Below are 23,501 nucleotides of genomic sequence, written 5' to 3'. Positions count from 1 at the left end.
CTGGCCCGCCCGACGCACACTTGATCCCATGGCACTCCCCCTTCCCCGGCCGACCGCGGTCCTCGGTCTCACCCGTTCTGCCCTCGACCAGGCCGCGTCCTTCGCCGCCATCCCGGCCCGCGCGTTCGCGGTGCTCGACGAGGTGGAGGCGCTGCTGTCCCGGATCAACGGCGTGGTGGACCGGGTCGAGCAGACCCTGGACCGGACCGACCAGATGGTCGTCGACGCCGAGGTGGCGGTCCGTGAGGTCGCGGTGATCAGTGCCGCCGCCACCGCTGCCGTGGACAATGCCACCGAGGTGGCCGCAGCGGCGGCCGTCGTCGTGGAGTCGGCGCGGTCGGTGGCCGGGCGGGCCGCCGAGACCGTGGGTACGGCGGCGGAGGCCGCCGCCACCGCTGCCGAACTGCTGAAGGCGTACGAACCGGCGCTGCGCCGGGCCGCCCCGATGGCCAGCCACTTCGTCGAGCAGCTCAGCCACGAGGAGGTGACCGCGGCGGTCCGGCTGGTCGACGAATTGCCGAAGCTGCGGCAGCACCTCACCGCCGACGTCCTGCCGATCCTGGCCACCCTGGACCGGGTCGGCCCGGACCTGCACGACCTGCTCGACGTGACCCGGGACCTCAAGCTCGCGGTGGCGGGCATCCCCGGCCTGTCGATGCTGCGCAGGCGGGGCGAGAAGCTCAACGACGACGCCGGCTGACCAGCCGGCCCGCGCCCCGCCGGTTCGGCCGGGGCCGGGCCGTGTCCGCTGGACGGGCCGGGTGGTCGCCAGCGGTCAACAGTCGCAGGCGACGGCGGTGCGTGGGGCGGTCAGGTCGTCGACCGGCCGGTGGGTGAGTCCGGTGGCGGTCACCACGGGCAGGCCCTCCCGGACCCAGTACTCGTAGCCGCCGCGCATCTCCTTGACCGGGTAGCCGAGCCGGGCGAATTCCAGCGCGGCCCGGGTGGCGCCGTCACACCCGGGCCCCCAGCAGTAGGTGACCACGCGCGCGCCGGCCGGCACCGCCCCGGCGGCCCGCTCGGCGATCAGTTCGGTGGGCAGGTGTACCGCGGCGGGCAGGTGACCCTGCGCCCAGGCCGCGTCGCCGCGCGAGTCGACCACGACCAGGTCGGGCACGCCGGCGGTGAGATCGGTGTGCACGTCGGCGACGTCGGTCTCGAAGCGCAGTCGGGCGAGGAAGTGGGCGACGGCGGTGGACGGATCGGCAGCCGGTACGGCGAAGGCTCGGGTCATGCCCTGGATCATCGACCGACGTCGGCCGGTGGCACGAGTGGCGACAACGCCGTACTCCGCTAACATCCGGCCATGGAACCGGTCGACCGTAGCGTGGCCGTGCTCGCGTACCCCGGTATGTCGGGTTTCGAGACCGGCATCGTCACGGAGGTCTTCGGGCTGCCCCGGCCGGAACTCGACGTGCCCTGGTACGACCTGCGACTCTGCGCGGAACGGCCTGGCCCCGTTCCGCTGCTCGGCGGCGCCAGCCTGCACAGCCCGTACGGCCTCGACGTGCTGGCCGCCGCCGCGACCGTCATCGTTCCCGGCGTGCCCGACGTGCACGGCACACCGTCGCCGGAACTGGTCGCGGCGCTGCGTCTGGCCCACCGAGCCGGGGCCCGGCTGCTGTCCATCTGTTCGGGCGCCTTCGCGCTGGCCGGTGCCGGGCTGCTCGACGGTCGACGGGCCGCCACCCACTGGCGGTACGCGGACCTGCTGGCCCGCCGGTACCCACGGGTCACGGTCGACGCCGAGGTGCTGTATCTCGACGACGGGGACATCCTCACCAGCGCTGGCAGCGCCGCCGGCCTTGACCTGTGCGTACACGTGGTGCGACGGGACCACGGCTCGGTCGTGGCCAACGCGGTGGCCCGCCGGCTGGTGATTCCGCCGCACCGCGACGGCGGCCAGGCCCAGTTCATCGAGGCGCCGGTGACGCTGGACCCGGACGACGACCGGATCGCCGGCAGCCTCGACTGGGCGCTGGCCCACCTGACGGAGCCGCTCACGGTGGCCCGGCTGGCCCGCCAGGCGCACATGTCGACCCGTACCTACCTGCGGCATTTCGCGAGAGCCACCGGCACCAGCCCCATCCGGTGGCTGGTCGAGCAACGGGTGCGGGCCAGCCTGGCGCTGCTGGAAACGACCGATGCACCGGTCGGGCAGATCGCCACGGCCGTCGGCTTCGACGCCGCGGTCACCTACCGTCACCACTTCACCCGGGCGATGCGGACCTCACCGTCGGCGTACCGCCGCGCGTTCCGTACCGGTGACGCCGCCGCGCGTTCCGTACCGGTGACGCCGCCGCGCAGGTGAGCCGGGCGGGGCGGCCGAGCCCGGCCGAGCGGCGCTGATCCGGTCAGGGAGCGGGCACGTACAGCTGGTCGATCTCGACCCGGTGCGGCAGCGAGACGCTGGCGCCGAGCCGGCGTACGCAGCCGGCACCGGCGGCCGAGGCCCAGCGCACCGCGTCCGCCAGGTCGCGGCCCTCACCCCAGGCCACCGCGAGCGCGCCGGTGAAGGCGTCACCGGCGGCCGTCGAGTCGACCGTGTCCACCCTCACCGCCGGCACGTGCACCGCCGCGCCGTCCCGGTCGCCGTACCAGGCGCCCTGCGCGCCGAGGGTCAACACCGCCCGGGGCACCAGGTCGAGCAGCGCACGCGGGTCCTCCCGACCTCGTCCGGTGTACGCCTGCGCCTCGCTCTCGTTGACGACCAGCACGTCCACGGCGGCGAGCAGCTCCGGCGGAAGCGGCACGGCCGGTGCCGCGTTGAGCACCACCCGGGTACCGGCGGCGCGGGCGGCCACTGCCGCTCGGGTCACCGTCTCCACCGGGATCTCCAGCTGCGCGACCAGGACGTCGGCGTCGCGGACGGCGTCGAGTTCGGTCTCGGTCAGGTCGGTCAGTGACGCGTTGGCTCCCGGAGTCACCAGGATCGCGTTCTCGCCCTCGGCGTTGACCATGACCAGGGCCACCCCGGATGCGCCGTAGGTGGTGCGCAGCTGACTGGTGTCGACCCCGGCGGCGGTGATCCGGGCGCGCAGGGTCACCCCGAAGGCGTCCGAGCCGATCGCGCCCAGGAAGACGCTGGCGGCACCGGCTCTCGCGGCGGCGATGGCCTGGTTGGCCCCCTTGCCCCCGGGCACGGTGACGAAGTCGGTGCCGAGCCTGGTCTCCCCCGGACGGGGCAGCGCCTCGGCGGTGGCGACCAGGTCCATGTTGGCGCTGCCCACCACCACGACGCGGGTCTGTGGCACGGGCACCTCCCGAGGGTGGCGGGCGTCGCCTCAGGCGGCGCGAGCGGTGTAGCGGTCGCCGTTGCGCTCGACGAGCAGCGGCAGCCCGAAGGTCTTGGTGAGGTTGTCGGCGGTGAGAGTGTCCCGCAGCAGGCCCTGCGCCATCACGGCGCCGTCGCGCAGCAGCAGCGCGTGGGTGAACCCGGGGGGAATCTCCTCGACGTGGTGGGTGACCAGCACCAACGCCGGCGCGTCCGGATCCTGCGCCAGGCCGGCCAGGCGGGCGACCAGGTCCTCCCGGCCGCCCAGGTCCAGCCCGGCCGCCGGCTCGTCGAGCAGCAGCAGCTCCGGGTCGGTCATCAGCGCCCGGGCGATCTGCGTCCGCTTGCGCTCCCCCTCCGACAGGGTGCCGTACGCCCGGTCGGCCAACGCGCTGACGCCCAGTTGGTCGAGCAACGCCCGAGCGCGGGCCTCGTCGGCCGGGTCGTAGCTCTCCCGCCACCGACCGACCACCGACCAGGCGGCGGTCATCACCACGTCGACGACCCGCTCCTGGGCGGGCAACCGCTCGGCCAGCGCGGCGGTGGACAGGCCGATCCGGGTCCGCAGCTCCATGACGTCGGTGCGGCCGATCCGCTCACCCAGCACGTGCGCGGTGCCGGTGGTCGGGTGCAGGCGTCCGGAGGCGATGTTGAGCAGGGTGGTCTTGCCGGCGCCGTTGGGCCCCAGCACCACCCAGCGCTCGTCCAGTTCCACCCGCCAGTCGACGTCGTGCAGCAGGGCGGTGCCGGACCGGCGTACGGCGACGCCGTCGAGGCTGACCACCAGATCCGCGTCCACGGGCGAGGGGGCGGGTGCGGCGCCGGCGGCGCCAGGGATCAGGTCACCAGTCACCAGTCCATCCAACCACGCACGCCCGTGGTGCCCCCACGGGCGGGCGTCGCCGCCGTGGGGTGAGGCGCCGTGTCGTTGCTCACCCCACCCGGAGGACCACCCATGACCAGTGGGGTCATCGAGATCGAAGGTCTCCGGAAGACCTTTTACAGCCTGCGCCGTGGGCGACGGGTCGCGGTCGACGGCTTCGATCTGCTGGTCGAGGCCGGCCAGGTGCACGGCTTCCTCGGGCCGAACGGATCGGGAAAGACGACCACCCTGCGCGCGCTGCTCGGTCTCGTTCGCGCCGACGACGGGCGGCGGATGCGGGTGCTCGGCGCCAGCGCGCCGGAGCAGTTGCCCCAGGTCGCCGGCCGGGTCGGTGCGATCGTGGAGAGCCCGCAGTTCTACGGCAACTTCACCGGCTACCGGACGCTACGGCTGCTGGCCCTCGCCGGCGGCGTACCGGTCACCCGGGTCGACGAGGTGCTGGAGCAGGTTGGCCTGGCCGACCGGGGCCACGAGCGGGTCAAGGGCTACTCGCTTGGCATGAAGCAGCGACTGGCGGTGGCCTCGGCCCTGCTCAAGCGACCCGAGTTGCTGATACTTGACGAGCTTCACCCGCCAGGCCGAGCCGCTGCTCTACTTCCTGGTGGCATATCTGGTGCTCTTCGGGTTCCTGGTCGGCGCCTCGTACATCGGCGCCGACCTGAACTCCGGCGGAGTGGTCAACCTGCTGCTGTGGCGACCCCGCCGGCTGACCGTGCTCGGGGCCAAGCTCGGCACGCTGCTCGGTGCGGTGCTGACGGTGTCGGTGCTCGCCACGCTCGCCTATCTCGTCACCTTCTGGGTCATCGCGCAGGTCGCCGGCTATCCCGGGCCGACAAACACGGCCTTCTGGGCCGAGTTGGGCGCGATCTGGGGTCGTGGGTTGACGCTGGTGCTGCTCGCGGCGGCGATCGGCTTCGCCATCGCGACGAGGGCCGGCACACGGCGGCGGCGCTCGGCGCGGTGGCCGCGTACCTGGTCGTGTGGGAGCTGGGTGGGCGGATCGTGTTGCAGATCCTGGAGGTGGCCCGGCCCGAACAGCTCATGCTCGCCAGCTACGTCGGCGCGTGGCTGGCCGGCGAGGCCAGATTCTGGGACAGCACCGCCTGCCGGACCGTCGTCGACGGCTACTGCGACGGCAGCTACACGCTGACCTGGCAGCCGGCGCTGGCGGTGCTCCTGCTGCTCACCGCCGGCCTCAGCGCCGCCGCCTTCGCCCTCTTCCGCCGCCGCGACCTCATCTGACCCACCCACCCACCTGCCTCACCCACCTCCACTCCGGTTGATCATGAAGTTGTTGTCGAAGGCAAGCGCTCTCCCACACAACAACTTCATGATCGACGGGTGAGGACGGGGTCAGGTGACTGTGGAGCCGAAGACCTCGTCGCGGACGGCGTCCAGCGCCGTGCGCAGGGCACCGTGCAGGATCGGCTCCTCGGTCAGGCCGGTCGGCACCACCCGGGGGCGTACCAGGGTGATCGCGGCGACCTCGTGCTGCACCCGCTCGGCCAGGGCCGCGCCGCCGGCCTGCCCCACCTCACCGGCGAGCACCACGAGCGGCGGGTCGAGCACCACGCAGGTGCTCGCCACGCCGAGGGCGAGCCGGCGGGCCACCTCGTCGAGCATCGGCCCGCCCGCGGCGCCGGCAGCGATCGCGGCCCGGACCGCGTCGGCCGCGGCGTCCGGGTAGCCGTGGTCCCGGGCCAGGGCGCTGATCGCGTCCGCGCCGGCCAACTGCTGGAAGGCGGGCTTCGCTCGACGCGAGACGTCGCGTGGGATGGGTGCGCCGGGCACGGGCAGGTAGCCGATCTCACCGGCCGCGCCGCTGCTGCCATGGTGTAGCCGTCCGCCCAACATGATCGCCAGACCGACGCCGGCACCGACCCAGACCAGGACGAAGTCCGCCAGGCCCTGGGCCGCACCGGACTGCGCCTCGGCCACCGCGGCCAGGTTCACGTCGTTCTCGAAGACGACCGGGGTGTCCAGGTCGTCCCGCAACGCGGCGAGCAGACCACGATGCCAGCGGGGCAGGTTGTACGCGAAGGTGATGTCGCCGGTGCCCGGGTCGACCAGGCCGGGGGTGCCCAGCACGATCCGGCGAACGCTCGACAGCTGCGCCCCGGCGCTGCCGGCCACCCGGACGACCGCGTTGTGCACCACGCCGACCGGGTCGTCGGTGTCCTGGGTGGACTGTTCGACCCGGCCGAGGACCGTGCCGGTGATGTCGGCGCAGGCGGCCACCACCCGCTCCGGGCCCACATCGACGCCGACCACGTGTGCGCTGCCGGGGTGTACGGCGTAGAGCTGGGCGTTCGGGCCTCGCCCGCCGGCCTGCTCGCCGACGCGGGTGACCAGTCCGCGTTCCTCCAGCCGCTCCACCAGTTGCGAGGCGGTGACCTTGGACAGGCCGGTCAGCTCGCCGATCCGGGCCCGGGTCAGTGGCCCCTGCTCCAGCAGCAGTTCCAGCGCCGCGCGGTCGTTGAGGGCCCGCAACAGACGTGGGGTGCCGGGCAGCCGGGTCGCACTCATGCCATCTGTCCTCAAGTTTTAGTTAACTTTGCTAACTGTATAGCCTTTGAAACCGTGAACCGAGCTGTGAACGGGTAAGCCGTAGCGTATCGGCCACGCGGGAACGCGACCCTCCGCCGACCCGGTACGAGATCCGCGCCGCCCGGCGTCGAGAGGAGAGAGCACGTGGGGCTTGATCCAGGACTGCGCCGGCTGGCGTTGGGCACCCTGCTGGCCGCGTACCCCGGCCCGGTCCCGCCCGGGTGGGCCGTCGACCTGGTCGCCGACGGGCTCGCCGGACACACCCTGTTCGGCAGCAACGTGCACGATCCGGCGCAGGTGTCGGCGAGTACGGCGGCGTTGCGGAGCGGCCGGCCCGACGTACTGGTCGCCATCGACGAGGAGGGCGGCGACGTCACCCGGCTGGCACACGCCACCGGCAGCCCGTACCCGGGCAACGCCGCACTCGGCGCGGTCGGCGACGTGACGCTGACCCGCCAGGTCTACCAGGCCATCGGCACCGAGCTGGCCGGCCTGGGCATCACCCTCGACCTGGCGCCCACGGTCGACGTCAACACCGCAGACGACAACCCGATCATCGGCACCCGGTCCTTCGGCGCCGACCCGGAGAAGGTCGCCGCGCACGCCGCCGCCGCGACCACCGGGCTCCAGGCCGCCGGGGTGGCGGCCTGCGCCAAGCACTTCCCCGGCCACGGTGCGACGGTGGCGGACTCCCACCACGAACTGCCCACCGTGGACGTCGCACCCGACCTGCTGCGCCAGCGGGATCTGCCGCCGTTCGCCGCGGTGGTCGCCGCCGGAGCGCAGGCGGTGATGACCGCACATATCCGGGTACCCGCGCTGACCGGAGACGGGCCCGCCACGTTCAGCCGGACCGTGCTGGTGGACCTGCTGCGCCACGAGTACGGCTTCGACGGCGTCATCGTCACCGACGCGCTGGAGATGAAGGGCGCGGCCCTGGCCGCCGGAGGTATCGCCCCCGGCGCGGTACGCGCCCTCGCCGCCGGCGCCGACCTGCTCTGCATCGGCGCCAAGGTCGACGCCGACCTGGTCGAGCGGGTCGCCGCCGAGATCGTGGACGCACTCGGCGACGGACGCCTGGAACGGTCCCGCGTCGAACAGGCCGCCGGCCGCACCGCGGACCTCGCCGCCTGGACGCGGACCGTCGATCGCCCCACCGCGACCCCCACCGACCTGGGGTACGCGGCGGCCCGCCGAGCCGTGCGGGTGGAGGGCGTGCCGGCCGGGCTCGACCGGTCGCTCGTGGTGCACCTGCACGCCGACTCGACCATCGCCGAGGGCCGGGTGCCGTGGGGGCTCGGCCCACACCTGGGCGGCACCGAGCAGATCCGGGTGGTGGCCGCCGAGACGGACCCGGCCGACCTGCTGCGACGCGCCGCCGAGCGTCCGATCGTCCTGGTCGCCCGTCATCTGCACCGGCTGCCCGGCGGCCCGGAGCTGGTAAACGCGCTGGCCACCACGCATCCGGTGGCCGTGGTGGAGATGGGCTGGCCGGCCGCCTGGCGGCCTGACGGCGTCCGGGCCTTCGTCACCACATACGGCGCGAGCCACGCCAACGGCCGCGCCGCCGCCGAGGTACTCGGCCTGGTCCGTTAAGCCGCACCCCCGACTTCGCCGCCCGGCTGGCGGGAGTGCTGCACGCGGGCATCGACGTGCTGACCCCGTTACACGAGTTCGCGGCGAGCTTCTTCAAGACCGCTGCGGAACCCACCTCCCCGCTGAGCCCCTTCTCCGCGGAGTCCTCCGGGCCCCGCGAGGCCGCCATCGACCTCTACGCCGAGGTGTTGGCCGGCTCCACCGCCAAGATCGACGCGGAGCTGCGCCCGCAGCTGCCCGAGCTGCTCTGGCTCGCCTACATGGGAATGGTGCTCTTCTGGGTCTACGACCGCTCGCCGGGACAGACCCGGACCCGGGAGCCGATCGACGGCGCGGTGCCGCTCGTCGACCGACTGGTGAGGCTCTCGCGACTACGCGTACTGCGGCCGGTGACCCAACAGGTCATCAGCCTGATCCACACCCTGCGTCACCGACCGAAGCGAGCGGGGAAAGGCACTCCTTCCCAGGTCAAGTCCACAATTGGACAGCAACAAGACGGTGGCGGCGGCTTGCCGAGCGGGTTCTGGATACGTAGCGTGATCGGCATTGAAGCCTGATGCGGACCTGGGGGGGGGAGGCTGCGGACCGTGGATCCGGCCCGGGATCCACGGTCCGCGCCCTGCCAGCCACCGTTCAGCTCGGGTAGACGCCGTAGGACCGCCAGCCGCGGTCGAGGAATCCAGCAGCCTCCGCCACCCGCGCCGAGGCGCCGTTGCGCCGGTCGTGCAGGTAGGTGGGGACGGCGCCGTCGTCGAGCACTCGGCGGGCCGCCTGGGCCACCAGCCGCCGAGCCAGCCCGCGCCCGCGAGCCGCCGGGACGGTGCCCACCGCCAACTCGTGTCCGTGCCGGTCATGCCGCTTGATCCCGACGCCGGCCAGATAGCGACCCCGGTGGTCGCGCACGATGAGCACCGACCGGTCGAACAGCCGCAGCCAGGAGGGCAGGCCGGCGGTGGTGGGCGGCACCCACTCGCCGACGTCCGGCAGTGCCGTCGGCGCCACACTCCACCGGAACACGTCGTCGTGCACCACCCAACTCGGATAGCCGACGGCGTTCGGCAACGCGTTAAGCAGACCGTCCGGATGCCGCGCCAGCTCACGGACGGTCGCGACCCGATCGGGCGCCACGGAAAGCACGCCGCTGGCTCCGGCGTGGACCGCGATGGCGGGGCGCGGCCGGCCGTCCCAGGCGGGTCGGGTGCGCCGCCCGGACCCGACCACGTGCAGGCCCGGGCCGGCCGGCCACTGTCCCAACCAGGTCGCCAGGTGAAGGTGGAGCCGCCGGTCGAGCATCAACACCTCCCCGTCCGTCACCGCCGACGCCGCTCACCGTACGACGACCCGGGTCGGTTCGGGGCGTAGGTAGGCCCGATCCGGGGAACTTGAACGATCGATCGACCGTCATATCCATTTCCATACATGGACAACTTTATTTGGAACGGTGGGGGCATGCAGAAACAGCCGCAGGACCGTGATGAGCAGGACCCCGAGCGCGCCTGGCGCCACCACCGGCTCGCCGGCCGCTTTCCGGCCCAGGCGGCGTACCGCGGTCACCGCGCCCGTTCCGGCACGCTCTCCTGGCGCGAGCTGGACAGCCTGCCCGCCGGCCCCGTTCGGCACCACCTGAACCCGCACTGAAACACCAGCCGGTAGGACGGCGAGCCACCGCGCGCTTTCGCACACCTGTCGGGTAACGTCTGCTGGTCCTTCGACGGGTCACGACGGGAGCTGGCACATCCATGGGCAAGAAGACGATCCACGTCTCCGACTTCAGCGGCACGGTGCTGGGCGCCGACGACGAGGCCGTCCGCGTCGTCGTTGTCGAGCACCCTGACCTGGTCGCCGGGCCCGTGCAACTGGACGCCACCCCGGTCGAGGTGGAGAGCATCGACGACGCGGCGCTGGACGTGGCGGTGGTCGAGATCCACGATCGACACGGCCACGGTGAGCCGCGTCGGGTGGTGCTGACCGCGAGCGAGTTCGACGCGATGGCCACCGACGTGCCGATGGCGCAGTTGCTGAAGACCGCGGAGCGGGTACGCCCGCCAAAGGTCCGCCGCAGCGCCGAGAAGGTCGACTACAGCACGATCGAGTACGCGGGCCGGCCACACCGCGGGCGGGTCACCGAGGAGGAGGCCCGGTTGGTGCGCGAGCGACTCGACGAGGTGAACAAGCATCTCGCCGACGCCGGGCTGCGCCAGATCGAGCCGACCGACCCGGAACACGCAGCCCGGTACGGCTTCCCCGTCGAGCCGTGATCGACTATTCGAACGTCCGCAGTTTGGCCAGGGCCGCCGCGATGTTCGCCTCGGTGGCAGCCTTGTCCACCCCGAGGCCGGTGAGCACACCCTCGCCGTTCTCCTGTTCCAACAGGGCCAGCAGGATGTGCTCGGTACCGATGTAGTTGTGCCCGAGCCGCAACGCCTCACGGAAGGTCAATTCCAGCGCCTTCTTGCCTGCGGTGTCGTACGGAATCAGCTCGGGAACCTCGTCCGACGGCGGCGGCAGCGCGGCGGTGGCGGCCTCCCGTACCGCGTCGGCCGAGACACCACTGGCGGCCAGCGCCTTCGCGGCCAGCGCCTCCGGCTCGGCCAGCAGTCCGAGCACCAGGTGGGTCGGGGTGATCTCGGCGTTGCCGGCGGCCTTCGCCTCGTTCTGCGAGGCGATCACCACGTTGCGGGCTCGGGGCGTGAACCGCTGGAAGCCCTCCTGAGGGTCCATCGCCGCACCGACGAAGCGCTTCTGGGCGGCCTGCTTGCTCACTCCCATGCTCCGGCCGATCTCGGTCCAGGACGCTCCGGAGCGCCGGGCCTGGTCCACGAAGTGGCCGATCAGGTGGTCGGCCACCTCACCGATGTGGTCGGCCACCATCACCGCGCCGGACAGTTGATCAAGGGCGTCGGAGTGGGCCTGCTTGATGGCCTGGATCAGGTCGTCGAGCCGGACGGGGTTGTTCATCTGCACGGGTTCAGTCATGCGTCAACTTTAGGTTGACGACACGATTTCGTCAACCGCAGGTTGACGGCACCCGAGCCGCGAATCGATCGATGATCGCTGTTAACAACCTTGACTAATTCTTCCCAAATCGACAGACTCGGATTCGGAGAGCGCTCTCCATCCGCCTCGCCAGCACATCCGTCCCTCCACCCCCGAGGAGATCCGATCGTGTACGCCATCTCCCGCAGCCTCCGGCGGGCAGCCGCCGCCCTGGGCGCGGCCCTCGTCACCAGCGCGCTCCTGCTACCCGTGCAGTCCGCACCGGCCACCGCCGCGATCGGCGGGATCACCTGGCAGGACGAGTTCAACTCGCCAGCCGGCACCCCGGTCGACCAGTCCAAGTGGCGCTTCGACATCGGCGGCCACGGCTGGGGCAACAACGAACGGCAGTACTACACCAACAGCACCAGCAACGCCGTGCACGACGGCCAGGGCAACCTGGTCATCACCGCCCGCCGGGAGAACCCGGCCAACTACCAGTGCCACTACGGGCGGTGTGAGTACACCTCGGCCCGGCTGCTGACCGCGGCCACCTTCAGCCAGGCGTACGGCCGGTTCGAGGCACGCATCAAGATCCCCCGTGGGCAGGGCATCTGGCCGGCGTTCTGGATGCTCGGCCGGGACTTCGGCGATGTCGGCTGGCCGGCCTCCGGCGAGATCGACATCATGGAGAACGTCGGACGGGAGCCGAACACCGTGCACGGCACCATCCACGGGCCCGGTTACTCCGGCGGCGGCGGGATCACCGGCAGCCGCACCATCGGGCAGCCGCTTGCCGACACCTTCCACACCTACCGGGTGGACTGGGAGCCGAACTCCATCCGCTGGTATCTCGACGGGTCGGAGTTCTTCCGGGTCGACCCGGGCCGGCTCGGCGGTAACCGCTGGGTCTTCGACCACCCCTTCTTCATGATCCTCAACGTGGCGGTCGGCGGTAACTGGCCCGGCTACCCCGACGGCAGCACCCAGTTCCCGCAGCAGATGCTCGTCGACTACGTCCGGGTCCACGGCTACGTCCCGGACGGCAACAGCGGCACCACCCGGATCCGGGGACAGCAGAGTGGCCGGTGCATCGACATCCCCAGCGCCAACCCGGTCGACGGTGCGCCGCTACAGGTTTGGGACTGCAACACCACCGCCGCGCAGGCGTGGACCTTCGCCGCCGACGGCACCATCCGGGCGATGGGCAAGTGCATGGACCCGGCCTGGGCCGGCACCGCCAACGGCACCGAGGTCAATCTCGTCACCTGCAACGGCAACCCGGCGCAACGATTCACCCTCAACGCCGCCGGTGACCTCGTCAACCTCAACGCGAATCGCTGCGTCGACGTACGCGACAACAACCCGAACAACGGCGGCCGGCTGCAACTGTGGGACTGCGCCGGCACCCCCAACCAGAAGTGGTCGCGAGCCTGAGACCACCCTGCACCCGGCCTGGGATCGCATCCCACACCGTCCGTAGTGGGCACCCGAGCCAGTAAGCTTCTGCAACATGTCTGAGCGACATGATCATGTCGCTCAGACATGTCTGCTCCAACCATGTTGCCGCTGAGCCGATCCCGCCGGGCGTGACACGCGTAAGAGTCGGTGACAGGCGGGTAGTAATCCGTGCGGTCATCGATGTACGGGAGGCGACGTGGAGAACACTCAGGCGGCCGGCGGACGACGGACGTGGTGGTGGATCGGTGCGGCCGTACTGGTCATCGTCGTGGTGGTGGTCGCCACCTGGACGTGGGTGACGGTCCGGGGTGACGGCCGCAACGGGCACGTCGTCACCGGTGCCGTCGGCGATCTGCGGGAGGCGACCTTCGTCCTACTCGACGGTGCCGACGTGATCCAGGTGCGCACCGCCGACCTCGGCGACGACGCGTACCGGGTGTCGACCCCCCGCGACGCCAACGTCCGTCCCGCGGTCTCCCTCACCGACGGCAGCCTGCTGACCAGCCTGCGCGGCACCGACCGGGACGGCCCGGCGGTCGTGGAGGCGGTGCTGGCCGAGTCGGTCCGCTGGCACGTCCGACTCAACGGTGGCGCCAAAGAGCAGCACCTCGACCTGCGCGGCGGGCAACTCGGTGACGTCGAGTTCACCGCCGGCGCGAACCGGATCGAGTTGACGCTGCCCGCACCGGAGGGGACGCAGCGCACCCTGCTCGGCGGCGGAGCGAGCCAGGTCGTCGTCCGCCTGGCCGGCGACGCGCCCGTGCAGGTACGCGCCGGTGGCGGCGCCGGTTCGGTCACCATCGACGGCACCACCCACTCGGGGGTGGCCGGCGGTACCACCTTCACCCCGCCGGAGTGGAACTCGGCAACGGACCGCTACGACATCGACGCGACGGCGGGCGTTTCCGCAATCACCGTCGAACGCGTCGACGCCGGCTGACCAGGTGGCCATGCGACTGCACGTCGGCTGCGCGATGTGGACCCACCGGTCTTGGCAGGGGCGACTGCTTCCCCATCCCCTGCCGGCGCAGGAACGGCTTAGGCACTACGCCGGCTGGTGCGACGCGGTCGAGGGCAACACCACCTTCTACGCCACCCCGGCCCGCGAGACGGTCGCCTCCTGGGCGGAGCAGACCGGACCCGACTTCCGCTTCGTGGTGAAGCTGCCGAAGGTGGTCACCCACGAGCGCCGCCTCACCGACATCGACCAGCCGATGCGCGCCTTCCTCGACGCGATCGAGCCGCTCGGCTCCCGGGCGTACGCCCTCTGGGTGCAGTTGCCCAGCTCCTTCGGCCCGGACGACGTACCCACGCTCGCCCGTTTCCTGCGCCGCCTGCCCGCCACCCACCGACCCGCCGTGGAGGTGCGCGACCCGGCCTTCTTCACCGAGCCCCGCGCCACCCGGCTGCTGGAGACGACGCTGGCCGAGACGGACGCCGAGTGGATCCCGTTCGACACCACCGCGTTCTTCACCGACCCGCCGACCAGCGACGCCGAGCGGGATGCCTGGACGAAGAAGCCGAGGATGCCGCTGCGTACGGTCGCGCTCACCGATCGGCCGATCGTCCGTTACCTCGGTCGCGACGACCCGGCGCGCACCGTCGAGGGCTGGCGGCGCTGGGTGGACGTGACCGCGGCGTGGCTGCGCGAGGGCCGGTCGCCGACCGTCTTCATCCACACCCCGGACAACGCCGACGCGCCGATGCTGGCCCGCCGCTTCCACGACGAGGTACGCGCCCAGGTGCCGCAGCTGGACCCGCTGCCCGAGCCGATCCCGGTCGAGCCCACCACACTCTTCTGACCGAACCCGCCGGACTCGGTCAGCGGTGGTCAGGCAGTCTCCTCGACGAAACCGGCGATATCCTCGGCGATCCGTTCGGGCTGCTCGCCGTTCACGGCGTGGGAGGCGTTCGGGTAGAGCCGGACGGTGCCCCGGGGCAGGGTTTGGCGTGCGGTCCCGGCGGCCGACTGCGAATCGTGCATCACCGACTCCCCAGCGATGATCGCCAGGACCGGCAGGTCGAGTCGACGGAGTCGTTCCTCGCTGATCCGGGTGGGCTGCGGCAGCCGGAGCTTGTAGTGCTGCATGCCGGCTTCGATCATGTCGGCCACCGGCTCGTCCTCGACCGGAGCGCCGCCAGCCGTGTACGAGTTGAAGCTGTCCCGCCACGATCTCGGCAGCCAGGGCAGTGCAGCCGGGATGGAGCGCACGATGGTGCCGAACGGCAGGTCGGCGAAGACGTAGACCGGGTCGATGAGGGTCATCGACGCGATGCGCTCCGGTCGATGCAGCGCGAGGTTGACCGCGGTCCAGCCCCCGATCGAGAGACCGACCAGGTGAAACCTGTCCGGCGGGAGCGCCTGGAGGGTCTGGTGCAACCACTCGGCCTGCGCCGCGTCGCTGTCGATCGGGCGATTCTGCACGCTCATGCCCGGCTCGCCGAGCAGATCGACGGTGTAGACGTCGCCGATCGCCAGCAGCAGGGGCATGTTGTCCGCCCAGACCGGCGTGGCCGAGGCCCGCCCGGGCAGCAGCAGCAACGGGCTGGTCGCACCGCCTTGCGCGCCGGTGCCGGCGAAGCGGTAGACGCGCACGATGCCGAAGTCGGTGCGTACGTCGATGGTCTCCGCCGGGGTGGGCAGAGCGGCGAATGCCTCCGTGTAGGCCCGCAGGAACCGGTCCTGCCCGTCGGCACTGTCCCAGTGACCGATCGGAGCGGGCTGGCGAATGGCGAAGGTGACCACCAGCGCGATCAATCCGAGCCCGGCCAGGACCAGCCGTGACCACCGTGACCTGGGCCGCAACCGGTTGAGAGCCCTCATCAACCAGGTTCGCATGGCACCTCCTAACCGATCGGTAGATTTTTCGACCGTACGGTAGAATCTGCCTTGTGACAAGGAGACGAGACGGCGCGACGGGCGAACCGACCCTGATCGAGCGCGCCCGCCGCGCCCAACTGATCGAGGTCACCATCGAACTGGTCGCCGACCGGGGTTACTCGGGTGCCTCACTGGCCGCCATCGCCGAGCGCGCCGGCATCACCAAGGCCGCCGTGCTCTATCACTTCCCCACCAAGGCCGCCGTCGTACGTGCCGCGCACGAACACGCCCTCACCGCCCTCGTCGGAGACGTCGCCGCCGCGGTCGAGGCCGCCGACACCGCGAACCGGCCCGCCGCGTACGTCAGATCGATGGTCGGGCACCTGCGGGAGCATCCCCGGCACACCCGCATGATCATCGAGGCGATGGTGCACGACGACGGCGACCACGATCCAGCCGCCCGCTGGCAGCCCCTGGCCGAGCTCATCGACGCAGCCCGACTCGCGCGCGGCGGCGGCGACATCGACACGCGCACAACGGCGATCATCGTCGGTGGCGGCATCGACGCGATCGTCGCCGAGCAGCTCCACGATCCCGACTACGACACCGCGGCAGCGGCCGAGCACCTCGCGACGATGCTCGACGCGACGCTCTCGCAGTGACCCGGAGCACAGCGCAGATGCCCGCCACGGTTACGGTTTCAGCCGCTGACCGTCCCCAGGTCACCCGTTGCCGTGCGTACGACGGCGGTGCCGGACCGGTCAGGCGGCCGGTTGTTGCGGTCTCGGCCGCCTGTGGTACCTCGGTCCGTCCGGAGCGTGCATCGCGCCCCGGTAGATGCCGTGCCGCAACTCCGAGACGTACCCCGCCAACTCGGGCATGCCCAGCCGGGCCGCCACGGCCAACTCGGCCTCGAAGTCGTACGGCACGCGGACGAACTGGATCGAGAACGGCGCGTCGGCCGCCGCGTCGAGGACACCTTCGAGGATCACGTAGACCGGGGTCGGATCGCCCATGGCGTTGCCGACGCTGCCGGTGTTGAACAGGGTGCGGCGGTCCCGGTCCACCTCGTAGAACGGATCGTGGGTGTCGCCGTAGCCCACGACCGAGGGCGCCGGTCCGTCGCCGGTGGCCGGGGTGTTGGCGAACATGCCGAGGAACTCGGCCTCGTCGTGGTCGAACCGGACCCGACGGTGCACGCTTGTCGCCGACGCGTGGAAGAGCCGCACCCGCCGCCCGCTGAGCACAAAGTCGTGGCTGAACGGCAGGCCGCGCAGCCAGTCGCCCTGGCCGGCGGCGAGCTGCGCCAGCCACCAGGCCATCGCCTCGTTGTCGTAGGTCCGGTCCGGGTCGGGGAGAAAATCGTCCCAGTTGCCGAGGATGTTGACCTCGCAGCGTTCCCGGCAGATCTCGACCACCTCGCGACCGCGCGGCCCCTTGCCGACGTAGTCACCGAGGTTGAAGATCCGCTCGATGCCGCGTACGTCGATGTCGGCGAGCACCGCCTCCAGCGCGGTCAGGTTGCCGTGGACGTCGGAGATCAGGGCGATGCGATCGAGGGACCGGGCCACCGGCCGATCGTAGCCGCGCCGTTCCGGCGGTGGGGGTGACGGTCGCGCGCTGGCGGCCCGGCCCAGCCCGTTGTCGTACAACGCGATCCGGTTCACATGCTTTCGGGCGTCGGGCGGCAGATCGCTGACCCGCAGGTCCGGCGAGCACCTCGCCCTCAGCTCGGTACGAAGACCACTCCACCGGGCCGCCGACTCCGCGCCATCGGTTAATGCATTGATGATGATTGATGTAGTGTTGGACGCGCTCCCAGACCGCGTACTCCATTCCACCTGCTCAAGGAGCTGAAAAGATGTCGCGACGGCGTTGGCACCCAGCCCCCACGCTGGCCGGGTTGCTCGTTCTGGTCCTGTCCGCGCTCCTGTCGGCGTCGGTCGCCGGCACCGCCACGGCCGGCGCATCCCGCCCCGGCCCGGTGCCGCTCACCGAGTTGACCGTGGTATCCGAGCAGGTGGCCTTCGGTCTGCGGCGTCCAATCGCACTCGCCGGGCTGCCCGACGGCCGGATGCTGATCGCGGAGAAGAGCGGCACCGTCCGCGTCTACCACCCCGACACCGGCTTGGCGGCCGACCCGGTGCTCGACCTGACCGCCCGGGTCGACACGTCGGGCAACGAGCGCGGTCTGCTCGGCATCACCCCCGCGCCGAACTTCGCGCGGAGCGGGATGCTCTACGTGGCCTACACCAGTCTTCCGGACGGCGAACTGACCCTGGCGCGACTGCCGATCAGCGCTCCCGAACGGCTACAGGTGCTGCTCACGCAGGAGCACGCCGAGTACAACAACCACAACGGCGGACAGGTGGCGTTCGACCGCGACGGCTACCTCTACTGGTCCCTCGGCGACGGCGGCCACGCCAACGACCCGTACAAGGCCGGTCAGGACCTGGGCACCCTGCTCGGCAAGATCGTGCGGATCGACGTCAACCGCAGCTGCGGCGCGAAGCCCTACTGCGTACCCCGCGACAACCCGTTCGTCCGCACCCCCGGCGCGCGGCCGGAGATCTGGCTCTACGGGCTGCGCAACCCGTGGCGCTTCTCGGTCGACAAGGTCGACAACTCACTGTGGATCGGTGACGTGGGCCAGGGCCTGGTCGAAGAAATCAACCACATCCGCCCGTGGCAGCGTGGCGCGAACCTCGGCTGGTCCTGCCGCGAGGGCACCCCGGTGTTCGACCCGGAGCAGTGCCGGCCAGGCGTGAAGTACACCGACCCGGTCTTCGAGTACGAGCACTACATGACGGAAAGCTGCTCGGTCACCGGCGGTGTGGTGTACCGGGGATCCGCCACCCCGGAAGCCTGGGGCACCTACGTCGCCAGCGACTACTGCTCGACCCTCGCCTTCGCCGTACGCCCCAAGCCCTGGGGTGGCTACGAGTCCGCCATCATCGGCAACTTCCCCATCCAGCCGACCGCCATCGACGCCGACGTGCACGGCGAACTGTACGCACTCAGCGACCTGCCGGGCTGGCTGAGCCGGATACGGTTCGAGCGCGTCCAGCCGACTCCGACCAGCGAGCCGGCGACCAGCTGAAACCTGGGCGGGGGCCGGCGGCGCAGTGCGTGATCTGCGCCGCCGGCCTGCCTGCGTGGCCTACCCGGGCCAGTTGGCCAGGTAGTCGTCGAACGGAACATCGTCAGGCCGCTGGCCGCCGATCTCGACGTAACCGTCGATGTCCCGGTCGTACGGTGGACCGACGATGATCGGCAACTCATGGGTGGAGTGCCTGGCCAGAAACCGCCAGGCCGCCCGGTTGAGCACCGGCTGCCGGGAGTTGGCCGGAGCCTCCGGACCCCCACGGTGGAAGCACAACACTCGGCCGTCGGCGTCGCGCACCGCCTGCCCCAGGCAGAGCCGTTCCCGGGTGCGGGCGTAGCCGGCGAGGTCGGTGAAGAAGCCATTCACCCCGAGCCGGTGCTCCAGGGTGCGGCTCGACGTCCACCGTCGCCGCTCCACCCGGGCGTGATCACGACGTGGTGGCCGCTCATCGCGGCCGGCGGCCACGACCTCCGCGCCGAGTTGGTCGATGACGTAGTGATACGGGTACGAGCCGCCGTCGGCGCGCTGCGGCCGGAACCGCCCGATCAACCGCAGCCGGTACAACGTCAACAACCGGCGCTGACAGAAATCCAGCGACGGGAACAGGGCATGCGCGATCTGGAACGACGTCAGCACCCCGTGGTCGTACAGCCAGCCCAGCAACACCCGATCACGGGCGGTCAACTGCGACTGCACCCGCAGAACCGGATCATCCATCCACCATCACCTCCTTCTCCGATACGCATGTGGTCTCCCCAGGGGGAGAGACCCGAGACCAGCAGGGGTCTGTCGCAGGACAACCAGCCACCGCTGGCAGACCGGCTGACCTGCGATGTGAGAACGGACCAGGGGTCCGTCCGGGAGTCCGGTCGAAGACCGACACCAACCCGGACGGCCAGCCCGACCCCGGAACGGGGGCCAAGCCGGGAACTGTCACCACCAGCGGCCACGGCGGTGGTCGAAAGCATGGGGAACAACAACGGAACTCCTTGTCGATAAGGTCACCGACGCCGGCCAAGCACGGCATCGGGTGGAAACACGAAGATCGCCCGACAGACGCCCAGCAGCGGACGAGGGGCACGGGCAGCGGCAGCCCTCCCAGACCCGGAGGTCAGAGTGGGCGAGCGCTACCACTGTGGAGTTGTCAAGAGACAAGCCCGCCCCCAGGAGGCGCATAGACGGGTACGCCACGGAGCCACGCCAAGTGACCCTGACAGCGACGCACGGAAGGCGTACATCAGCGAGAAGTGCGTTCAGACGCGATCACGCTGGGCTCGGGCCTCGCGCGAGGGGTGGACAGGGGCGGCGCCGAACCCGGCAGCCACCGACGGTGAGGCTGCGGCGGCGCACCGGCTCAATCAGCCGGGGAAAGATCCTTCATCGCGGTCCCCCTGTCACTCAGAACCCTTTGACCTGCCCGCCCAGTCCTGAGCCCTCGAACGACAGGCGACGCTCCAAAGGAGCGCCACCACATCGGCCGATCGAACCCGGCAGGCAGACCGTCAAGCGGTCGCGTGCATCCCAGTACGCCTCCGCCAGCAGCGCCCTGTCAACCACATACACCAGCGGTCGATCATGACGGCAGGACGCGTCAGCACGGGCTGACCCGCATTGGTCTCCGTCAGCACGAATTCCCCGCGATAACAGGTGAAAGAATCTTGAAGCGCAGACGCCCGTATCTCATCTTTTGAGATGAATCCCCCGCCAGCCCCCTGGGCTCGGAGCGAAGCTGAGGGCCACACACTACGGTCGCCAGCCCAGCTCGATCCGGGCGAAACGCACGAGGCGAGGCCGTAGGGTCGGTCGCGTGGCCGAGACACAGACCAAACCTGATCTTTCGTACATTGCCAACGTGACGCGCGTCCGCGCCGCCGCCGGCATCGTCCTGCGTGACGAGGCCGGTCGGGTGTTGGTGGTCCACCCGACCTACAAGGACGTGTGGGAGATTCCCGGCGGGACAGTGGAACCGGACGAGTCCCCGGCGGACGCATGTGTCCGCGAGGTCAGGGAGGAACTGGGCCTGTCGGTGCTCGCGGGAGCGCTGCTGTGCGTCGACTGGGTGCCGGCCAGCCCACCGTGGGACGGCGGACTCATGTTCGTATTCGATGGCGGCGTGCTGACAGCGGACCAGATCGCGACGATCCGCCTGTGCCCAGACGAGCTGAACCGGTACGAGTTCGTCGAACCGGAACACCTCGGCGAGGTTTTGATTCCTCGGCTGGCTCGGCGGGTAGCCGCAGCGGTCGCCGCCATCGGACGCGGTGGTGTCTACCTTGAGGACGGAGTCGCGACCTCAAGCAGGTAGTCCGCCGTACTGGCCCGGCTCGTGTTGCACGTTGATCCTGATGGGAGCACCGGGCACAATCGCCGGGTGATCGCGAGCGTGTTCTGCGATGTGGGCGAGACCATCGTCGACGAGTCCCGGGAGTACGGCACCTGGGCGGACTGGATCGGGGTGCCGCGCCACACGTTCTCGGCGGTCTTCGGGGCGATCATCGCTCGCGGCCTCGACTACCGGGAGACGTTCCAGGTCTTCCGGCCAGGCTTCGACCTGGCCGAGGAGCGGGAGCGTCGGACGGCGGCGGGCCAGCCGGAGTCCTTCACCGAGGGGAACCTCTATCCGGATGCTCGGCCGTGCCTGGCCGCGCTGCGCGAGTCAGGGCTACAGGTTGGCCTGGCCGGCAACCAGACGGCGCGGGCGGAGACGATCCTGCGTGCCCTGGACCTACCGGTCGACGTGATCGGCACCTCGGACGGCTGGGGTGTGGAGAAGCCCTCCGCAGCATTCTTCGATCGCGTGATCGCCGAGGCAGGATGCCCGGCTGACCAGGTGCTCTACGTCGGGGACCGGTTGGACAACGACATCCGGCCGGCGCAGGAGGCGGGTATCGCGACCGCCCTGGTCCGGCGCGGCCCGTGGGGTTACATCCTCGGTGACGAGGCGGTCAGCGACCGGTGCCTGTTCCAGCTCGACTCACTGGCCGAGCTGCCCGACCTCGTCCGCAAGCACAACGAGTCGGCGCGCTAGCTACCCGGCTACGGGACCAGGTGTTTCTCGGCTTCGGTCAGCCCTTGGGGCGGACGACGATGTTCAGCGCCTCAACGGCTAAGCGGGTGAGGTCAGGAATCTGGTCTTCACCGAGAACGACGCCGTGAAGGTTGTCCAACGGTGTCCTTAAGTGGTGCAACCGGCTGCCCCGCAGATCAGCGCCGTCGAGGCGGCAGGATTCCAGCTCCAGGTCGCTAAGATCGCAGGAGCGCAGGGCGATGCCGGACAGGCGACAGGACGACCAACTGCCGTGGCCGAGGGTGCAGTTAGTGAAGGCAACCGAGCCGACAGTGCTGACTCGGTTCAGGGTGGCGTAGTCGAACCGGCAATTGTCGAACAAAACGTCTTTGAGGCGGACGTCGATGAACCGAGTGCCGGTGAACCGGGATCCCGTGAACGAGCATCGCTCGATGCTGATGCCGGTCAGGGTCGCGCCGGACAGGTCCGTCCCGACAATCTCGCACCCGTAGAAGGCGCCGGCCTCCCAGCTGATCTCACCGAGGTCCGCGCCGGTGATCCGGCTGCCTCGGATGCTCTGATCCACAAGCTGCTCACCACGCCAGGAGACCCCATCGACAAGGCCGTCGCGGACGTCACTGTCGGACAGATCGCTGACCTGGTCGAGATCTTCCGGATCGAGGTCCGGCAGGAGAATGGTGACGTCACCCACGATCGTCGTCCGCATGTCTCCTCAACCTGTTCGAGCGCGGGGTGGACGCGCCACCCCGCGTCGGACGATGCTGCCAGCTGCCGAACTACTTCTTCTTGCTCCTGACCGGATGACTGCTGTTCTGCTGGGCGATCGATTCGGCGCAGGCTTGCGCGACGGCATCGGTCATCAGGCGGATGATTCTGCGGTCGGGCAGATAGCAGTAGGTGCAGTCGAGGTTGCAGAAGCTGGTGGGCTGCACGACCAGTGTGTGGAACCTGCTGGCGATCGCCGGCTGACGATTGACGCTGATGAGGCCGATGCCGTTCACGAAGTCTCCTCGTTCCCGATCGCCGTGGCGGCGTTGGCTCGGTAGGCGTGGGTACGGGCGGGCCACCCGAGGAACCGGTCAAACAGTGAGGCGGTACCACCCGCCTCACTGGGATTGAGCCGGTGCAAATCATCGATCGCGTCGTGCAGGCAGCTGGCCAGGTAGAGGAACAGGCTCACCGGGCTGTCCCGGTACTCGACCGCGAGGGCGAGCTTCGCCGCGCCGCACGGCCACGGCTGACCGCACCGCCGGCAAAGCCACAATGGCTGCATTGGCAGATGTTCCTGCCGGAACACGGCTGCACCATTCGCTCGGGCCGGGCCCTGGTCCCGGTCGCCGGTCATCGGCGGCCGGCTTCCCGGACCTGCCGCTCGAACAGTTGACGCCAGGCATGGGTGAGCAGCGGCGGATCAGCCGGGCGAGTCGTTTGTGGCGCGGGGCCCTCGGCGATCAACGTCTGTCGCCAGAGGTGGTCGGCTTTCGCATGACGCGAGACGTACACCGTCATGCCAGCACGTCCGTTCGAGACGGTGAGCGGTGGGCTCGCCGGGGGAAGGGCGAGCCCACCGCCGCCGCACGGCGGCCTCGGGCAGACCGCCGATCACTCACCCACGCAGCCCCGATGGCGGTACGCAGGCGAGGAAGACTCCGATACGGTGCGCTCCAGGACAGTCCGAGCCGGCGATTCGAGCCGCGCTTTGGTAAGCCGGTCATCGATTCCTCCATCCGCAGCTCTCTGTCAGGCGATCCAGGCCTAGGCATCGACATGCGAAGGTGACCTGGGGTGCACTGAACGTAGGGGCGACCT

The 23,501-nt window shown here is 70.5% G+C and carries 25 protein-coding genes and 2 pseudogenes; 14 read left to right on the top strand and 13 right to left on the bottom strand.

Translation table 11 applies throughout. The features are described 5' to 3' along the window. The first annotated feature begins 28 nt into the window (after positions 1–28). Positions 29–700 carry a hypothetical protein gene (locus O7601_RS12585; RefSeq protein WP_281566342.1) on the top strand — a complete coding sequence of 224 codons (672 nt, stop codon included), beginning with the start codon at positions 29–31 and terminating at the stop codon, positions 698–700. A 75-nt stretch (positions 701–775) separates the two neighbouring features. On the opposite strand, the gene O7601_RS12580 is transcribed toward O7601_RS12585, so the two are convergent. After that, the gene (locus O7601_RS12580) at positions 776–1,234 is read right to left on the bottom strand and encodes a rhodanese-like domain-containing protein (RefSeq protein WP_281566341.1); all 459 of its coding nucleotides are present in this window, start codon (positions 1,232–1,234) and stop codon (positions 776–778) included. A 72-nt stretch (positions 1,235–1,306) separates the two neighbouring features. Here O7601_RS12580 and O7601_RS12575 point away from each other — a divergent pair, with 72 nt between their 5' ends. After that, complete coding sequence (locus O7601_RS12575) at positions 1,307–2,311, top strand: helix-turn-helix domain-containing protein (RefSeq protein WP_281566340.1); 1,005 nt, start codon at positions 1,307–1,309, stop codon at positions 2,309–2,311. 43 nt (positions 2,312–2,354) lie between these two features. On the opposite strand, the gene O7601_RS12570 is transcribed toward O7601_RS12575, so the two are convergent. Together O7601_RS12570 and O7601_RS12565 are read right to left on the bottom strand one after the other, a co-directional pair. Next, on the bottom strand, positions 2,355–3,254 hold the full coding sequence (locus tag O7601_RS12570; RefSeq protein WP_281566894.1) for a ribokinase: 900 nt from the start codon (positions 3,252–3,254) through the stop codon (positions 2,355–2,357). 30 nt (positions 3,255–3,284) lie between these two features. After that, complete coding sequence (locus O7601_RS12565) at positions 3,285–4,127, bottom strand: ABC transporter ATP-binding protein (protein ID WP_281566339.1); 843 nt, start codon at positions 4,125–4,127, stop codon at positions 3,285–3,287. A gap of 102 nt (positions 4,128–4,229) precedes the next feature. Here O7601_RS12565 and O7601_RS12560 point away from each other — a divergent pair, with 102 nt between their 5' ends. Next, the gene (locus O7601_RS12560) at positions 4,230–5,399 is read left to right on the top strand and encodes an ATP-binding cassette domain-containing protein (RefSeq protein ID WP_281566338.1); all 1,170 of its coding nucleotides are present in this window, start codon (positions 4,230–4,232) and stop codon (positions 5,397–5,399) included. 111 nt (positions 5,400–5,510) lie between these two features. On the opposite strand, the gene O7601_RS12555 is transcribed toward O7601_RS12560, so the two are convergent. Continuing rightward, positions 5,511–6,683: an ROK family transcriptional regulator gene (locus O7601_RS12555; RefSeq protein ID WP_281566337.1), complete on the bottom strand. Its 1,173-nt coding sequence runs from the start codon at positions 6,681–6,683 to the stop codon at positions 5,511–5,513. A gap of 165 nt (positions 6,684–6,848) precedes the next feature. On the opposite strand from O7601_RS12555, the gene O7601_RS12550 reads away from it, so the two are divergent. Together O7601_RS12550 and O7601_RS12545 are read left to right on the top strand one after the other, a co-directional pair. Continuing rightward, the gene (locus tag O7601_RS12550; protein WP_281566336.1) at positions 6,849–8,300 is read left to right on the top strand and encodes a glycoside hydrolase family 3 N-terminal domain-containing protein; all 1,452 of its coding nucleotides are present in this window, start codon (positions 6,849–6,851) and stop codon (positions 8,298–8,300) included. Positions 8,301–8,335: 35 nt separating this feature from the next. Beyond that, the gene (locus O7601_RS12545) at positions 8,336–8,857 is read left to right on the top strand and encodes a TetR family transcriptional regulator C-terminal domain-containing protein (protein WP_281566335.1); all 522 of its coding nucleotides are present in this window, start codon (positions 8,336–8,338) and stop codon (positions 8,855–8,857) included. Between the two features lie 76 nt (positions 8,858–8,933). Here the strand turns inward: O7601_RS12545 and O7601_RS12540 are convergent, their stop codons facing one another. Further along, on the bottom strand, positions 8,934–9,593 hold the full coding sequence (locus O7601_RS12540; protein ID WP_281566893.1) for a GNAT family N-acetyltransferase: 660 nt from the start codon (positions 9,591–9,593) through the stop codon (positions 8,934–8,936). A gap of 156 nt (positions 9,594–9,749) precedes the next feature. Between O7601_RS12540 and O7601_RS12535 the strand changes: the two genes are divergently transcribed. Together O7601_RS12535 and O7601_RS12530 are read left to right on the top strand one after the other, a co-directional pair. After that, a complete protein-coding gene (locus tag O7601_RS12535) occupies positions 9,750–9,938 on the top strand; it encodes a DNA repair protein (RefSeq protein WP_281566334.1) in 189 nt (62 codons plus the stop codon). Positions 9,939–10,039: 101 nt separating this feature from the next. Next, entirely contained in the window at positions 10,040–10,558 is a 519-nt protein-coding gene (locus tag O7601_RS12530; protein ID WP_281566333.1) for a hypothetical protein, read from the top strand. 4 nt (positions 10,559–10,562) lie between these two features. On the opposite strand, the gene O7601_RS12525 is transcribed toward O7601_RS12530, so the two are convergent. After that, positions 10,563–11,276: a Clp protease N-terminal domain-containing protein gene (locus O7601_RS12525; protein ID WP_281566332.1), complete on the bottom strand. Its 714-nt coding sequence runs from the start codon at positions 11,274–11,276 to the stop codon at positions 10,563–10,565. Positions 11,277–11,465: 189 nt separating this feature from the next. Between O7601_RS12525 and O7601_RS12520 the strand changes: the two genes are divergently transcribed. The 3 genes from O7601_RS12520 to O7601_RS12510 all read left to right on the top strand — a co-directional run bounded on the left by O7601_RS12520 (position 11,466) and on the right by O7601_RS12510 (position 14,539). Beyond that, a complete protein-coding gene (locus O7601_RS12520) occupies positions 11,466–12,713 on the top strand; it encodes a family 16 glycosylhydrolase (protein ID WP_281566331.1) in 1,248 nt (415 codons plus the stop codon). Positions 12,714–12,933: 220 nt separating this feature from the next. Next, a complete protein-coding gene (locus O7601_RS12515; protein ID WP_281566330.1) occupies positions 12,934–13,677 on the top strand; it encodes a hypothetical protein in 744 nt (247 codons plus the stop codon). A 34-nt stretch (positions 13,678–13,711) separates the two neighbouring features. Next, positions 13,712–14,539: a DUF72 domain-containing protein gene (locus tag O7601_RS12510; protein ID WP_281566892.1), complete on the top strand. Its 828-nt coding sequence runs from the start codon at positions 13,712–13,714 to the stop codon at positions 14,537–14,539. A 29-nt stretch (positions 14,540–14,568) separates the two neighbouring features. Here O7601_RS12510 and O7601_RS12505 read toward each other — a convergent pair whose 3' ends face one another. Further along, entirely contained in the window at positions 14,569–15,576 is a 1,008-nt protein-coding gene (locus O7601_RS12505) for an alpha/beta hydrolase (protein WP_281566329.1), read from the bottom strand. Positions 15,577–15,629: 53 nt separating this feature from the next. On the opposite strand from O7601_RS12505, the gene O7601_RS12500 reads away from it, so the two are divergent. Then, the gene (locus O7601_RS12500; protein ID WP_281566328.1) at positions 15,630–16,220 is read left to right on the top strand and encodes a TetR/AcrR family transcriptional regulator; all 591 of its coding nucleotides are present in this window, start codon (positions 15,630–15,632) and stop codon (positions 16,218–16,220) included. Positions 16,221–16,319: 99 nt separating this feature from the next. Here O7601_RS12500 and O7601_RS12495 read toward each other — a convergent pair whose 3' ends face one another. Beyond that, entirely contained in the window at positions 16,320–17,129 is an 810-nt protein-coding gene (locus O7601_RS12495) for a metallophosphoesterase family protein (RefSeq protein WP_281566327.1), read from the bottom strand. 290 nt (positions 17,130–17,419) lie between these two features. On the opposite strand from O7601_RS12495, the gene O7601_RS12490 reads away from it, so the two are divergent. Then, on the top strand, positions 17,420–18,658 hold the full coding sequence (locus O7601_RS12490; protein ID WP_281566326.1) for a PQQ-dependent sugar dehydrogenase: 1,239 nt from the start codon (positions 17,420–17,422) through the stop codon (positions 18,656–18,658). Between the two features lie 330 nt (positions 18,659–18,988). Here O7601_RS12490 and O7601_RS29480 read toward each other — a convergent pair. Further along, positions 18,989–19,381: pseudogene (locus tag O7601_RS29480) on the bottom strand (replication-relaxation family protein); the annotation flags it as partial. A gap of 1,135 nt (positions 19,382–20,516) precedes the next feature. On the opposite strand from O7601_RS29480, the gene O7601_RS12480 reads away from it, so the two are divergent. Then, positions 20,517–20,969, top strand: coding sequence for an NUDIX hydrolase (locus O7601_RS12480; protein WP_281566324.1), 453 nt, complete (start codon positions 20,517–20,519; stop codon positions 20,967–20,969). A gap of 66 nt (positions 20,970–21,035) precedes the next feature. Then, entirely contained in the window at positions 21,036–21,692 is a 657-nt protein-coding gene (locus O7601_RS12475) for an HAD family hydrolase (protein ID WP_281566323.1), read from the top strand. A 37-nt stretch (positions 21,693–21,729) separates the two neighbouring features. Here the strand turns inward: O7601_RS12475 and O7601_RS12470 are convergent, their stop codons facing one another. The 4 genes and pseudogenes from O7601_RS12470 to amcA all read right to left on the bottom strand — a co-directional run bounded on the left by O7601_RS12470 (position 21,730) and on the right by amcA (position 23,201). After that, a complete protein-coding gene (locus tag O7601_RS12470) occupies positions 21,730–22,398 on the bottom strand; it encodes a pentapeptide repeat-containing protein (protein ID WP_281566322.1) in 669 nt (222 codons plus the stop codon). Positions 22,399–22,486: 88 nt separating this feature from the next. Then, positions 22,487–22,693 (bottom strand): annotated as a pseudogene (locus O7601_RS12465) (radical SAM protein); the annotation flags it as partial. Continuing rightward, positions 22,690–22,965, bottom strand: a complete 276-nt coding sequence (locus O7601_RS12460) for a hypothetical protein (RefSeq protein WP_348650261.1) — start codon at positions 22,963–22,965, stop codon at positions 22,690–22,692. The pseudogene O7601_RS12465 and the gene O7601_RS12460, both read right to left, overlap by 4 nt. A 68-nt stretch (positions 22,966–23,033) precedes the next feature. After that, positions 23,034–23,201, bottom strand: coding sequence for a multiple cyclophane-containing RiPP AmcA (gene amcA, locus O7601_RS12455; RefSeq protein WP_281566319.1), 168 nt, complete (start codon positions 23,199–23,201; stop codon positions 23,034–23,036). Positions 23,202–23,501 lie beyond the last annotated feature (300 nt).

It is taken from the genome of Verrucosispora sp. WMMD573, from assembly GCF_027497175.1.
GTDB lineage: Bacteria > Actinomycetota > Actinomycetes > Mycobacteriales > Micromonosporaceae > Micromonospora.
This window is presented reverse-complemented; position numbering and strand designations above follow the sequence as displayed.